This window comes from Nonomuraea sp. NBC_00507 (assembly GCF_036013525.1).
Classification (GTDB): domain Bacteria; phylum Actinomycetota; class Actinomycetes; order Streptosporangiales; family Streptosporangiaceae; genus Nonomuraea.
Genome location: NZ_CP107853.1, coordinates 10806322 through 10818549 on the forward strand (window position 1 = coordinate 10806322; position 12228 = coordinate 10818549).

The 12228-nt window shown below is 70.2% G+C and carries 11 protein-coding genes; 7 read left to right on the forward strand and 4 right to left on the reverse strand.

Translation table 11 applies throughout. The features are described 5' to 3' along the window. Window positions 1–18 precede the first annotated feature (18 nt). The 3 genes from OHA25_RS51660 to OHA25_RS51670 all read right to left on the reverse strand — a co-directional run bounded on the left by OHA25_RS51660 (window position 19) and on the right by OHA25_RS51670 (window position 3175). The gene (locus OHA25_RS51660; RefSeq protein ID WP_327584196.1) at window positions 19–888 is read right to left on the reverse strand and encodes a carbohydrate ABC transporter permease; all 870 of its coding nucleotides are present in this window, start codon (window positions 886–888) and stop codon (window positions 19–21) included. Further along, complete coding sequence (locus OHA25_RS51665) at window positions 885–1715, reverse strand: carbohydrate ABC transporter permease (RefSeq protein WP_327584197.1); 831 nt, start codon at window positions 1713–1715, stop codon at window positions 885–887. The genes OHA25_RS51660 and OHA25_RS51665 overlap by 4 nt, the downstream gene beginning before the upstream one ends. Window positions 1716–1810: 95 nt before the next feature. Further along, window positions 1811–3175 (reverse strand): ABC transporter substrate-binding protein, encoded by a 1365-nt coding sequence (locus OHA25_RS51670; RefSeq protein ID WP_327584198.1) that lies wholly within the window; start codon window positions 3173–3175, stop codon window positions 1811–1813. Window positions 3176–3375: 200 nt separating this feature from the next. Here OHA25_RS51670 and OHA25_RS51675 point away from each other — a divergent pair, with 200 nt between their 5' ends. The 5 genes from OHA25_RS51675 (at window position 3376) to OHA25_RS51695 (ending at window position 10709) form a co-directional block, all read left to right on the forward strand. Further along, window positions 3376–5745 (forward strand): glycoside hydrolase family 2 protein, encoded by a 2370-nt coding sequence (locus tag OHA25_RS51675; RefSeq protein WP_327584199.1) that lies wholly within the window; start codon window positions 3376–3378, stop codon window positions 5743–5745. Between the two features lie 5 nt (window positions 5746–5750). Continuing rightward, entirely contained in the window at window positions 5751–7379 is a 1629-nt protein-coding gene (locus tag OHA25_RS51680) for a hypothetical protein (RefSeq protein ID WP_327584200.1), read from the forward strand. A 22-nt stretch (window positions 7380–7401) separates the two neighbouring features. Continuing rightward, complete coding sequence (locus OHA25_RS51685; protein ID WP_327584201.1) at window positions 7402–8958, forward strand: hypothetical protein; 1557 nt, start codon at window positions 7402–7404, stop codon at window positions 8956–8958. A gap of 65 nt (window positions 8959–9023) precedes the next feature. Beyond that, window positions 9024–9485, forward strand: a complete 462-nt coding sequence (locus OHA25_RS51690; RefSeq protein WP_327584202.1) for a GbsR/MarR family transcriptional regulator — start codon at window positions 9024–9026, stop codon at window positions 9483–9485. Between the two features lie 21 nt (window positions 9486–9506). Next, the gene (locus tag OHA25_RS51695) at window positions 9507–10709 is read left to right on the forward strand and encodes a cytochrome P450 (protein ID WP_327584203.1); all 1203 of its coding nucleotides are present in this window, start codon (window positions 9507–9509) and stop codon (window positions 10707–10709) included. 2 nt (window positions 10710–10711) lie between these two features. Here OHA25_RS51695 and OHA25_RS51700 read toward each other — a convergent pair whose 3' ends face one another. Beyond that, entirely contained in the window at window positions 10712–10918 is a 207-nt protein-coding gene (locus OHA25_RS51700) for a hypothetical protein (RefSeq protein WP_327584204.1), read from the reverse strand. A gap of 28 nt (window positions 10919–10946) precedes the next feature. Between OHA25_RS51700 and OHA25_RS51705 the strand changes: the two genes are divergently transcribed. Together OHA25_RS51705 and OHA25_RS51710 are read left to right on the forward strand one after the other, a co-directional pair. After that, window positions 10947–11366 (forward strand): hypothetical protein, encoded by a 420-nt coding sequence (locus OHA25_RS51705; protein ID WP_327584205.1) that lies wholly within the window; start codon window positions 10947–10949, stop codon window positions 11364–11366. 11 nt (window positions 11367–11377) lie between these two features. Next, entirely contained in the window at window positions 11378–12115 is a 738-nt protein-coding gene (locus OHA25_RS51710) for a TetR/AcrR family transcriptional regulator (RefSeq protein ID WP_327584206.1), read from the forward strand. Window positions 12116–12228: the final 113 nt, after the last annotated feature.

A 12228-nucleotide genomic window follows, 5' to 3' on the forward strand; every position in this document is an offset into this window, starting at 1 on the left:
CGGGACAGCCCACGCCGCTCACCCCTTGATCCCGGTGAAGCCGATGCCGCGGACGATGTGGCGCTGGAAGGTCAGGAACAGCAGGAGCGGCGGGACGATCGCGACGAGCATGCCGGCGATCACCTGGTTCTGCTCGGCGGTCTCGGCCAGGCGGGGCAGCGCGACCGCCAGCGGCTGGCTCTCGGCGTCGGAGATGGCGACCATCGGCCATAGGAAGTCCTTCCATGCGTCCATCACGGCGAGCAGCGACACCACGGCCAGGATGGGCCGTGACATCGGCATGACGATCTGCCAGAACAGCCGGATCGGGCCCGCCCCGTCGACCTGGGCGGCCTGATACAGCTCGCTGGGCAGCGCGTCGAAGAACTGTTTCATGATCAGCACGTTGAAGGCGTGCGCTCCCGCGGGCAGCCACACCGCCCATGGGGTGTCCACCAGCGACAGGTCGAGAACGGTCAGGTAGAGGGCGACCAGGGACACCGTCCCGGGAACGAACAGCGTGGCCAGCACCGCGCCGTAGACCAGACGGCCGAAGCGGGGCTTGAGCACCGAGAGCGCGAACGCGCCGGTGGCGGCCACCAGCACCTGCACCAGCCACGATCCGCCGACCAGCACGACGGTGTTGAACAGGTAGTGGCCGACCCGTAGCTCCGTCCACGCCGCCGTGAGGTTCTCCGGCTGCACCGAGGAGGGCCACAGCCGCAGGGGCTCGCGCAGCAGGTCCTGGGTCGGGGACAGGGCGCCCTTGGCCGTCCACAGGATCGGGCCCAGGCCGACCGCCAGCGTGGCCAGCAGCAGGAATCCCTGGGTCAGCCGCAGCCACCAGCGCACGCCCGTCCGTCGTCGGTCGACGTTCGAGACGATGCCTCTGGCGCGGGCGTCGCTCATACGCTGCTCCATTTCCTCGTCAGGCGCAGGTAGACGGCGGAGATGACGCCGAGGGCGACCGCCAGCAGCACGCCGAGCGCGGCCGCGGTGCCGTAGTCGCCGTAGATGAACGCGTACCGGTAGATCAGCAGCAGGATCGTCACGGTGGAGTCCTCCGGGCCGCCGTCAGTCAGCACGAACGGCTCGGTGAAGATCCGGAACGTGCCGATGATCTGCAGCAGCAACATGATCAGCAACACGCCGCGCAAGTGCGGCAGCGTGACGTGCCAGACCCGCCGCCAGATGGAGGCGCCGTCGATCTCCGCCGCCTCGTACAGCTCGCCCGGCACGGAGGACAGCGCCGCCAGATAGATCAGCACCGTGGAGCCCGCGGCCGCCCACGTGGCTTCGAGCACCAGGCTCGGCATGGCGGTCGCGGTGTCCTGCAGCCAGGGGTACGGCCCCAGCCCGAGCACGCCGAGTGCCTGGTTGAACAGGCCGTGATCAGGATCGTAGAACCACTTCCACATCAGCACCGCCACCACGGGCGGGACCGCGACCGGCAGGTACACCAGCACCCGGAACAGACCGCCGAGCTTGCGCAGTTCGGACATCACTACGGCAAGGACGATCGGCACCGGGAAGCCGAAGAGCAACGCCAGCAGCACGAACCAGACCGTGTTACGCACCGTGATCCACAGCAGCGGGTCGGCCAGCAGCGCCGCGAAGTTGTCCAGGCCTGCCCATTCCGGCGGATCGACCAGGTTGGTGTGCTGGAAGCCGAGCAGCACGCTGCGCAGGATCGGCCACCAGCCGAAGAGGAAGAACACGGCGACCATGGGCAGCATGAACAACCAGCCCGCCGGCCGGAAGGGACGACGGCGCGCGGGACCGGTCGCCCTCGGGGCGGTCCGGTCCCGCGTCCTCGCTGTTTGCAGCGTCGTCACCGCTGGGCCCTGTCGAGCGCGGCGGCGGCCTTCTCCTCCGCCTTGCCCAGCTCACCGGCCGGGTCGGCGTCCTGCCGCGTCAGGATCGCCTGCACGGCGGTGTCCAGCGCGGCGTAGGTGTCCTGGCCCGCGACGGCCGGCTCGGTGACGAACTCCTGCGCGGCCACGCCGGTCTCGTAGGGCTCGAAGTTGGCGACCGGCACGTTGGCGTGCTTGCGCTCGGCCTCGATGACCGGCTCCGCCACGGTCGCGCCGTAGAGGGAGACGTAGGGGAAGCCGATGGGCACCTTGTCGGCGCTCTTGGCGGCGGCCACGCTCCCCGCGAACTGCGGGTCGTACTTCGGCTTGAGGTGGAAGAAGTCGATCCACTTCACCGCCGCGGCACGCTCGGTGGCCGTGGCCTTGGGGCTGACGACGGCCACCTTCCCGCCGAGCAGGGTGGCGGGTGTGCCTCCGGAGGGCAGGGCGGCCATGCCGAACACCTCGGGCGTGCCGCCGAACTGGGTGGCGAACTCGGTGTACGAGCTCGGCGTGGCGATCATCATGGCGACCTTGCCGGCGGCGAAGTCCTTGGCGAGGTCGGCGGCGTTGCGCAGGTGCTGGGTGCCCATGGAGTCGTCCTCCCAGCGCATCGCCTTGAGCAGGCCGAGCACGCCGCGAGCCGGCTCGGTGTCGAAGGTGGCCACCGCCTTGCCGCCGGTCTCCTGCTGGAGGCGTCCGCCGAAGGTGTAGGTCATCGCGGTGAAGATCCAGCCTCCGGTGTTGTTGGTGGCCGGTACGGCGAAGCCGGGCACCCCGGTCTTCTTCGTGATCGCTTTGGCCGCGGCGCGCACCTCGTCCCACGTCGCCGGCGGCTTGCCGACGTCCAGCCCCGCCTTGCCGAACAGCTCCCTGTTGTAGACCAGGCCGAGGGCGAACTCGCTGGTGGGCAGGCCGTAGATGCGCCCGGCCTGGTCGGTGGCCGGCGCAAGCGCCCGCTTGTCGAACTCGCTCGCGTGTGGCAGCTTCTCGACCTCTCCGGTGATGTCGGCGACCTGACGCCGCTTCACCATGCCGACCGGCTCGGTGAGCGGGACCTGGAAGACCGTCTCGAGCTGCCCGCCGGCCAGGCGGGCGGCGAAGGTCTTGGCCTCCCATTTGGACTCGCGCGGCTCGATGTCGATGTCCGGGTTCTGCTTCTCGAACGCCGCCACCTGGTCGAGGAACTGCTGGCGCACGTTCTGTTGGGTCGTGGGCGGCATATCCGCGACGGTGATCAGCGTCTTGCCGGCGGTGGGCTCGGATGAGGAACCGGACGAGCAGCCGGCGACCGTGGCAACGGCGAGCACGGCGGCGAACAGGCCCGGCAGTCGTTCTCGCATGAGAGCTCCGTTCAGGGGGTGGGCCTTCTTTACATGGCCGTCACTTTGCATTAACGAGCACAGGGCTGTCAATAGAGGGATATGAAGCGCCTCATAAACGCAGATGCCCATCTGAACTGGGGGTTGACGCGATCGCACACCGATCATATGGTCAAACTACTTATGCGCTTAAGTTACATCCTTCGACCTGTGGAGATCATGTGAGCGTGTACCGCCCGCTGGACCGCGGCTGGGCTGTGACCGCCGTCGCGGCCGAGCCGCCTGTCGAGCGCGTGCCCGCCACCGTTCCCGGCTGCGTGCACACCGACCTGCTCGCCGCCGGTCTCATCGACGACCCATACCTGGACGACAACGAGGACCGCCTGGCCTGGATCGGCCGCACGAGCTGGCGGTATGAGACCGAGTTCGCCTTCGGCGGGCCCGGCGACGACCAGATCGACCTGGTGTTCGAGGGGCTGGACACGGTCGCCACCGTGTCGCTCAACGGCGTCGAGCTCGGCTCCACCGCCAACATGCACAGGACCTACCGCTTCCCTGTGCGCGATCTGCTGCGCACGGGCAGCAACACGCTGGCCGTCGACTTCGAGTCGCCCTTTGACCACGCCGAGCGGCAGCGCGCCGCGGTCGGCGACCGCCCTGGGCCCTATCCGGCGCCCTACCAGTTCATCCGCAAGGTGGCCTGCAACTTCGGCTGGGATTGGGGTCCCGCCCTCGTCACCGCCGGCATCTGGCGGCCCGTCGGCCTGCACACGTGGAGGATCGCGAGGCTCGCCGAGGTCCGCCCCGAAATCACCCTTGACGGGCGCGACGGGTTGGTCCGGGTCCACGTGGCGGTGGAGCGGGCCGCCGACGTCCCCCTCACGGTGACCGCCGCGGTGGCCGGTACGGTCGCGGCCGCGTCGCTGGCGGCGGGTGAGCACGAAGCCGTGCTGGAACTGCGGGTACGGGAACCGGGCCTGTGGTGGCCGCGCGGCTACGGCGCACAGGCCCGGTATCCGCTCACCGTGACGCTGGAGCAGACCGGGGAGACCTGGACGCGCCTGGTGGGCTTCCGCTCGGTCCGGCTGGACACCTCACCGGACGCGGAGGGATCGGCCTTCACCCTCGTCGTCAACGACGAGCCGGTCTTCGTACGCGGCGCCAACTGGATACCCGACGACTGCTTCCCCGCCAGGACGACCCACGATCAGCTGGCCGAGCGGTTCGCCCAGGCGTGCGAGGCCAACGTGAACCTGTTACGAGTGTGGGGCGGCGGCCTCTACGAGAGCGACGCCTTCTACGACCTGGCCGACGAGCTCGGCCTCCTGGTCTTCCAGGATTTCCCATTCGCCTGCGCCGCCTACCCGGAGGAGGAGCCGCTCTCCTCGGAGGTGGCGGCCGAGGCATGCGAGCAGGTGGTGCGCCTGGCCCCGCACCCGAGCCTGGCGTTGTGGATCGGCAACAACGAGAACTTCCTGGGCTACGCCGACTGGGGCTGGGAGGAGCGGCTCGAGGGCCGCACCTGGGGCGCGGCCTACTACCTGGACGTGCTGCCGGGCATCGTCGCCGAGCTGGACCCGACGCGCCCCTACTGGCCCGGCACGCCGTACTCCGGAGACCCGGGCCGCCATCCCAACGCGCCCGAGCACGGGACCGTGCACATCTGGGATGTCTGGAACGAGCGGGACTACCTCCACTACGCCGGTTGGCGGCCCCGCTTCGTGGCCGAGTTCGGCTTCCAGGGCCCGCCGACCCACGCGACCCTGCGCCGCGGCAGCTCCCAGAAGCCGCCGGTCTCCCATCAGAAGGCGGCGGACGGTGACGCCAAGCTGCTGCGCGGACTGGGAGATCACCTGCCTCGCCCGCGCTCCTTCGACGACTGGCACTACCTCACCCAGCTCAACCAGGCCCGTGCGGTGGCCTTCGGGATCGAGCGGTTCCGCGCGCTCATGCCGTACTGCATGGGGGTGATCGTCTGGCAGCTCAACGACTGCTGGCCGGTCACCTCCTGGTCCGTCGTCGACGGCGAGGGCCGCCGCAAGCCCGCGTGGTACGCCCTGCGCCGTGCGTACGCCGACCGCCTGCTGACCGTCCAGGACGGCGACGTCGTCGTGATCAACGACTGTCCTCACCCGTGGTTGGGCGAGCTGGAGCTGGTCCGCCACAGTCTGTCCGGCGAGCCGCTGGCCAAGGAGTTCGTCCCGGTCCAGGTGCCGCCGCGCGGCCTGGCGCGGGTCCCGCTGCCCGTCCCGGCCGAGCCGGAGGCCGAGGTGCTGGTGGCCGTCCTCGGGGAGGCGCGGACCGTGCACTTCTTCGCCGAGGACACGGCGATCGCGTTCCCGCCGGCCGCGTTCGAGGCGGAGGTGCGGCCGGTGACGGACGGCCACCTCGTCACGGTCACGGCCCGGACGATCCTGCGCGACCTGGCGCTCTTTCCCGACCGGCTCGATCCGGACGCGACCGTGGACGACCTGCTGATCACGTTGCTGCCCGGGGAGCGGGCCGTCTTCCACGTGCGCGGCTCCCGGGATCTCGACCCCGCCGCGCTGACCTCGGCTCCCGTGCTCCGTTGCGTGAACGATCTGAGGTAGGACGAATGGGACTCGACGCGTACGTGGCAGAGCTGGACGCCCGATATGAAGCGGACGTCCACATGCCCTGGTCTCTTCACGCGGGGAACGACTACCACACGCGCCTGCGCAGAGGGACCCGCGTCCACCAGACCAAGGAGGCCGCCGACTACGCCCTCGCGCTGCTGCGACTCGGCAGGGCCGACCGTGCGGCCGACGTGCTGGACGCGCTGGCCGGCCTGCAGGTGACCGATCCCCTGTCCGAGCATTACGGGCTCTGGGGATGGTTCCTGGAGGAGCCACCCGGGCAGATGGCACCGGCCGACTGGAACTGGGCGGACTTCATCGGAGTACGACTGGCGCAGGCCCTGGCCGTCCACGACGAGTCGCTCGACCGCGGCGTACGCGAACGGGTGAGTGCCGCGCTGCGCCACGCCGCGCTGGCGATCTTCCGGCGGAACGCCGACCCCGGCTACACCAACATCGCGGTGATGGGCGCGGTGACCACCGCCGCGGCGGCCGAGATCCTCGGCCTGCCCTTCCTGCTCGACTTCGGCCGGCGACGCCTGCGCGCCGTGCTCGCCCTCCACGACCGGAGCGGAGGATTCACCGAGTACAACTCCCCCGCCTACGGGCGGGTCGTCCTGGAAGAGCTGGAGAGGGCGGCGCTGATCGTGGCCGACGACGGCTTCCGCGCCACCGCCGAGGAGCTGAGGCGGCGCACGTGGGCGGCCCTGGCCGAGCGCTTCCATCCGGGCACCGGCCAGCTCGCCGGGCCGATGAGCCGCGCGTACCACGACTGGCTCCAGCCGGACCTCGCCGCCTACCTCGCCGCGCAGACCGGCTCGCCGATCAAAGCCAGGGAGGAAGGGGTGGGTGCCCCGCTCCTCGTGCCGCCCCTGCCCTGCCCGCCGGAGCTCGCCGGGCGGTTCGGAGCCCTCAAGGAGGCGCCGGTCCAGCTGCGCACCCGCTTCACCGCCACCACCACCGGCACTACCTGGCTCGCCGAGGACGCCTGCCTGGGCTCCGCCGACGAGGAGTGCGCATGGGTTCAGCGGCGTCCGCTGCTCGGATACTGGCGGACGCCCGAGGATCCCGCGGTGGTCCTGCGCGCCAGGATGCTGCTCAACGGCCACGACCTGAGCGCCGCCTGGTGCCGCCAGCATCAGGACGGCCCGCGCGTGCTGTCGGCCTGGTGGCTCAGCTACGACTCCGGCGACGTCCACCCCGAGCTCGACCGCCCGCCCGGCAGCGTCTTCGATGTCAGCGACCTGCGGCTGCGCGTCTCGTTGCAGGGCCGTGGAGCCACGGTGCGCGAGCTGCGCGACGGCGTGTTCGCGCTGACGGCCGGAGCGCGCCAGGCCGTCGTGCACACCGGGCCCGCGGAGTTCCTCGGCACGCCGAGCACGTGGCGGGCCAGGGAAGGGGGCGGGGCGGCGGGCGCGGAAGTCGTGCTGTACGCAGGCCCCTCCGCGCCCGTCGACTTCCACCAGGCCAGACTGCACGCCGCCTTCGCCCTGGAGCTGATCCGGGTGGGACGGCACCACAGCACCGCCACCCTGACCGCCTCGCGGGAGGCGGCCGGGACCATCCGCTGGGGCTGGGACGGACTGACCGTGTCCACCCCGATCGACCCGACGCCCTTCGACCGGTAAGACCCGCGGCAAAGGAGTTCACATGTCCCCGATTTCGCGACGCAACCTGGTACTCGGCGTACCCGCCCTGGCGATGGCCGGCGCGCTCGCCGGGCAGCGCCCGGCCGCCGCCGGCACGCTGCTGGTCGACCGGTACGGCCAGTACCTCTACGAAGACTGGCCGGGCAAGGTCACCTCGGACGAGCAGTTGAAGCGCGAGTACGCCGAGGAACGGGCGAGACTGTCCGGGATCACCTTCGACTCCACCACCTACGACCGGTACGGCGGCCTGAAGAGGCTGGGACGCCGTGCGGCCACCGGATACTTCCGGCTGGAGAAGGTGGACGGACGCTGGTGGTTCGTCACACCCGACGGCCACCTGTTCTTCCTCAAGGCAGTGGACGCCTTCTCCGCTGACGAGTGGGGCTACGGCACCCTGTACAAGAACGCCGACGGCAGCCCCAGGCAGGTCTTCCAGGAACTGCCCGACCCCGGCCGGTTCGCCGCGGCGTACGCCGTCGTCGAGCAGGGGTTGCACACGGTGAGCTTCCTCAAGGCCAACCTGATGCGGAAGTACGGCGACGACTACCGGGACGGGTGGCGCGACCTCAGCAGGCGCCGGATGATCGATTGGGGGTTCAACGCGCAGGGCAAGTGGCATCGGGATCCGGCCGTGGTCATGCCGTACATCGAAAGGGCCCCCACCCCCGTCGACGTCATCCGGGTGCGATGGGGCATCGACCCGTTCGACCCCGACTTCTCCGCCAAGCTCGATCGCGCCTTCGACGACTTCGGCCTGCGGCGCTTCCGCGACGATCCCTGGCTGATCGGCTACTTCTTCGAGAACGAGCGCGGCTGGAACCGTGACGTCGTGGCCGAGGTGGTGCGGCAGGGCTCGGGCCTGCCGGCGAAGCGGTCGTTCGTCACCTACCTGGAGGAGACGTACGCGGACCTCGCCCGGGTCAACGACCTCCTGGGGACCGGCGCGGGCTCGTTCCGTGAGCTCACCGACCTCGCGATCGACATCGCCAGGGTGCCCGCACAGGACGTGCGGGCGTTCATCACCCTGGCCTCGAAGACCTACTTCAAGAAGGTGCGTGCCGCGATCAGGCGGCAGGACCCGCACCATCTGTTCATCGGCTCGTCCCTGGTGCCGACGTGGCGGACCAGCCCCGAGTGGAACGTCGGCGGGATCGAGCACCTCGACGCGATCTCCTTCGACTGGTATTCCAGGAGCGCCGACTACCTGCGGCAGTACGAGACCTACGACAAGCCGATCGTCAACATCGAGTTCTCCTTCTGCTATCCGAGCAGGGGCCTCACCTCGCACAACGCGGGGATCACCGCGACCAGCATCGCGAACCGCGGCGAGCTGTTCCGGTCGTTCGTCGAGGCACAGGCGAAGAGCCCGGTGTTCGTGGGGTACGCCTGGTTCGTCCACTACGACCAGGCCGTGACGGCGAAGCCGGGCGCCACCGAGTCGTTCAACATGGGCCTGGTGAACCAGCAGGACCAGCCGTACCACGAGATGACCGACATCATGCGCCTGACCAACAGGGACCTCGAAACGGTCCACCTGCGCGGCGCCGACGGCTTGTAAAAGGCGGAGGGCCGACGTAGCGTACGTAAAGTACGTACTTGACGAACCTCATGAGGTTGGCGCCGATGAATCCGCGGGAGAGCGAGTTCGTCGACCGGATGGGGCTGATCATGGAGCGTCTCGGCGGGACGCGGACGATGGGCCGGCTATATGCGTGGCTGCTCATCTGCGACCCGCCTGATCAGTCCCTCACCGATCTGGCGGCGGAGCTGGGCGTGAGCAAGACGGCGACCAGCACGGTGGCCCGGCAGCTGGAGCTGACCGGGATGATCGAGCGCGCGCCCACGGCGAAACGGGAGCACCGCTACCGGGTGGTCGGCGGCGGATGGACGCACGTCCTGCAGGTCCAGCTGGCCGCCGTGCGGCAGACACTGGACGTCCTCGACTTCGGACTGTCGATCATCGATGGAGACCGCCCCGAGCAGCGGGGACGGCTGGAGGAGACCCGGAAGTTCTTCGCCTTCACCGTGCAGGACGCGGACGAGATGCTCCAGCGCTGGGAAAAATATCGCGACAAGTCGGACTGAGAACAAGGGGAGGGAGAGGCGATGGCCACCATCGTCGAGCGGTACAACGTTCCCAAGCAACACTTCTGGCTGCACGGACCGCGAACCGGCCAGCCGGTCGAGTACGACCCCGACACCGGCCTGTGGAGCGTCTACGGCTACCCGGAGCTGCTGGAGGTCCTCGGCGACCCCGCGACCTTCTCCTCCGACACCATGCGCATCGTGCCCAAGGACCAGCTGCCCGAGGGCGAGGAGATCTCCTTGGCGGGCTTCATCACCCAGATCGACCCGCCCGAGCATGGCAAACTGCGCAAGCTGGTCAGCAGCGCCTTCACCCGCAAGGTCATCGCGGATCTCGAGCCGAGGATCGCCGCCCTCACCCGCGAGCTGCTCGACGCGGCCCGCGATCGCGACCGGTTCGAGCTCGTGACCGATCTGGCCTACCCGCTTCCCGTCATCGTCATCGCGGAGCTGCTGGGCGTGCCCACCAGCGATCGCGTCCTGTTCAAGGACTGGGCCGACGCGCTGTTCCAGCGTGACGCCAAGCTCTCGCTCAAGGAGACCCCCGAAGAACGGGGCGTGGACGTGCAGGCCACGATGACGGCGTGGCGGGACATGTTCGCCTACCTCGCCGGCCACGCCGCGGAGCGCCGGCGGCAGCCGCGCGCCGACCTGCTCACCAAGCTGGTCGAGGCCGAGGTGGACGGCGAGCGCCTGCCGGACGATCAGGTCGTCAACTTCGCGATGGTCCTGCTGCTGGCCGGGCACATCACCACGACGATGCTGCTCGGCAACACGGTGCTGTGTCTGGACGCCTTCCCCGAGCAGCAGGAGAGGGTACGGGGCGACCGCACGACGATCCCGGCCGTCATCGAGGAGTCGCTCCGCTACCTCACCCCGTTCGCCGCCCTCGCCCGCGCCACCATGCGCGAAGCCGAGCTCGGCGGGGTGACGATTCCGGCCGACACCCTGGTCATGTGCTGGCTGGCGACCGCCAACAGGGACGCCCGCCAGTTCCCCGACCCGGACGCCTTCGACCCGGACCGCGACCCCAACCCGCATCTCGGCTTCGGCCGCGGCATCCACTTCTGCCTGGGCGCCCCCTTGGCCCGGCTGGAGGGGCGGGTCGCGCTGGACATCCTGCTCGACCGGTTCCCCACCCTGCGCACCGACCCCGACGACCCCGTGGACTTCATCCCCACGCCGACGATGGCGGGAGTGCGCCGCCTTCCGCTGCTGGTCTGACGTCAGTAGGGGTGCTTCACGTAGGCGTCGCGGTGCGCGGCCGGCTGCGCGTGGCGGGGACGGCGGCGGCGCGCCCGCGCGGGATGGCGCTGGTGGCCCGGCCCCGCGAAGGCCTCCCTGGGGCGGCGTACGGTGTCCACCTGGACGTACAACGGCGTCGTGCCGGGTCCGCGGATCGAGGCCACGGCCGGGAGATCGTCAGAGTGCACCCAGCACGACCGCGGCCTGTACGGACCCTTGATCGTCGCCGACCCGCATGAGCCGCTCGGCTACGACGAGGGGTTCACGGTGCTGCTCGACGACTGGCTGGACGGCATCGGCGGCACCCCGGACGACGCGCTGCGCCGGCTGAACTCCACCACCCAGCACGACGACACCCTACGCAGTGACGCGCTCGGCGGCGTGGCGGCGGAGCTGCGCCATCCGCTCTACCTGGTCAACGGCCGCACGCCGGACACGCCCGCGACGTTCGCCGGCACGCCGGGACGGCGGGTCAGGTTCCGGGTGATCAACGCGGCCGCCGACACCGCGTTGCGCTACGACGTCCTCGTACGGGGCCGCGCAAGGGTACGGTCCGCCGCCTCATGGCGCCACCCACGGCCACTAGGCATCCGCGCACGACGTGCCCATTTGCGTACGGCGTGCGCCACGCGCTAGGGTGTGGTCCCATGGCAGCAGACAAGCAACCGCTTCCGTCGGTGTGGGCCCGCCCGCGCAAGGAGCGGGAGCAGCCGGTCCTGAGCAGGGAGCACATCGTGGCCGAGGCCGTGCGGCTCCTCGACGAGGAGGGCATGGACGCCCTGAGCATGCGCCGCCTGGGCAGCAGGCTGGGCGCGGGCGCCACCTCGCTCTACCGGCACGTGGCCAACAAGGACGAGTTGTTCGAGCTGGCCGTGGACGAGGTCTATGGCGAGCTGGCGCTGAGCGCGCCGGGTGATCCGGCCGCGTGGCGGGCCACCGTGACCGAGGTCGCCGGCGGACTGCGCGCGACGATCCTGCGCCACCCGTGGGTGGCCGCCAAGCTCGGCGAGGCAGGGCTGTCCTACCTCGGGCCCAACGTGCTGCGCCGCTCCGAGCACCTGCTCGCTGTGTTCGAGGGCGCCGGCTTCTCGCTGAAGGAGGCCGATCGGGCGATGAACGCCGTCATCGCCTACGTGCTGGGCGTCTCCACCAGCGAGGCCGCGTGGATCTCCATGGTCGCCCGCAGCGGGCAGAGCGAGCAGGCGTGGGCCGAGCAGCTGTGGCCGGCCGCCGAGCAGGCCGTCCGGGACTTCCCCCGGCTGCGCGCCCTGTATGCCGAGCAGCGCGAGGCCGAGCCGTCCGCGGAGAACGAGGACAACTTCGACTACGGCCTCCAGCGCCTCCTCGACGGCCTGGAAGCCCGCCTCCGCACCGCCGCGGGCTGACCCCGCCTCACCACGGCGGGCAGCATGGCCGCCCCGAGCAGGGGTGTTCCGAGCCTGGCTCACGATGTGATTCGCGTGGCACATCCTGGCCGGACCTTGCGACGTGACCCCGG

Bases quoted from the DNA above. Each gene is read 5' to 3' on its own strand.
- OHA25_RS51660 (WP_327584196.1), bottom strand. From the start codon at position 888: ATGAGCGACGCCCGCGCCAGAGGCATCGTCTCGAACGTCGACCGACGA.
- OHA25_RS51665 (WP_327584197.1), bottom strand. From the start codon at position 1,715: ATGCTGCCCATGGTCGCCGTGTTCTTCCTCTTCGGCTGGTGGCCGATC.
- OHA25_RS51670 (WP_327584198.1), bottom strand. From the start codon at position 3,175: ATGCGAGAACGACTGCCGGGCCTGTTCGCCGCCGTGCTCGCCGTTGCC.
- OHA25_RS51680 (WP_327584200.1), top strand. From the start codon at position 5,751: ATGGGACTCGACGCGTACGTGGCAGAGCTGGACGCCCGATATGAAGCG.
- OHA25_RS51685 (WP_327584201.1), top strand. From the start codon at position 7,402: ATGTCCCCGATTTCGCGACGCAACCTGGTACTCGGCGTACCCGCCCTG.
- OHA25_RS51690 (WP_327584202.1), top strand. From the start codon at position 9,024: ATGAATCCGCGGGAGAGCGAGTTCGTCGACCGGATGGGGCTGATCATG.
- OHA25_RS51695 (WP_327584203.1), top strand. From the start codon at position 9,507: ATGGCCACCATCGTCGAGCGGTACAACGTTCCCAAGCAACACTTCTGG.
- OHA25_RS51710 (WP_327584206.1), top strand. From the start codon at position 11,378: ATGGCAGCAGACAAGCAACCGCTTCCGTCGGTGTGGGCCCGCCCGCGC.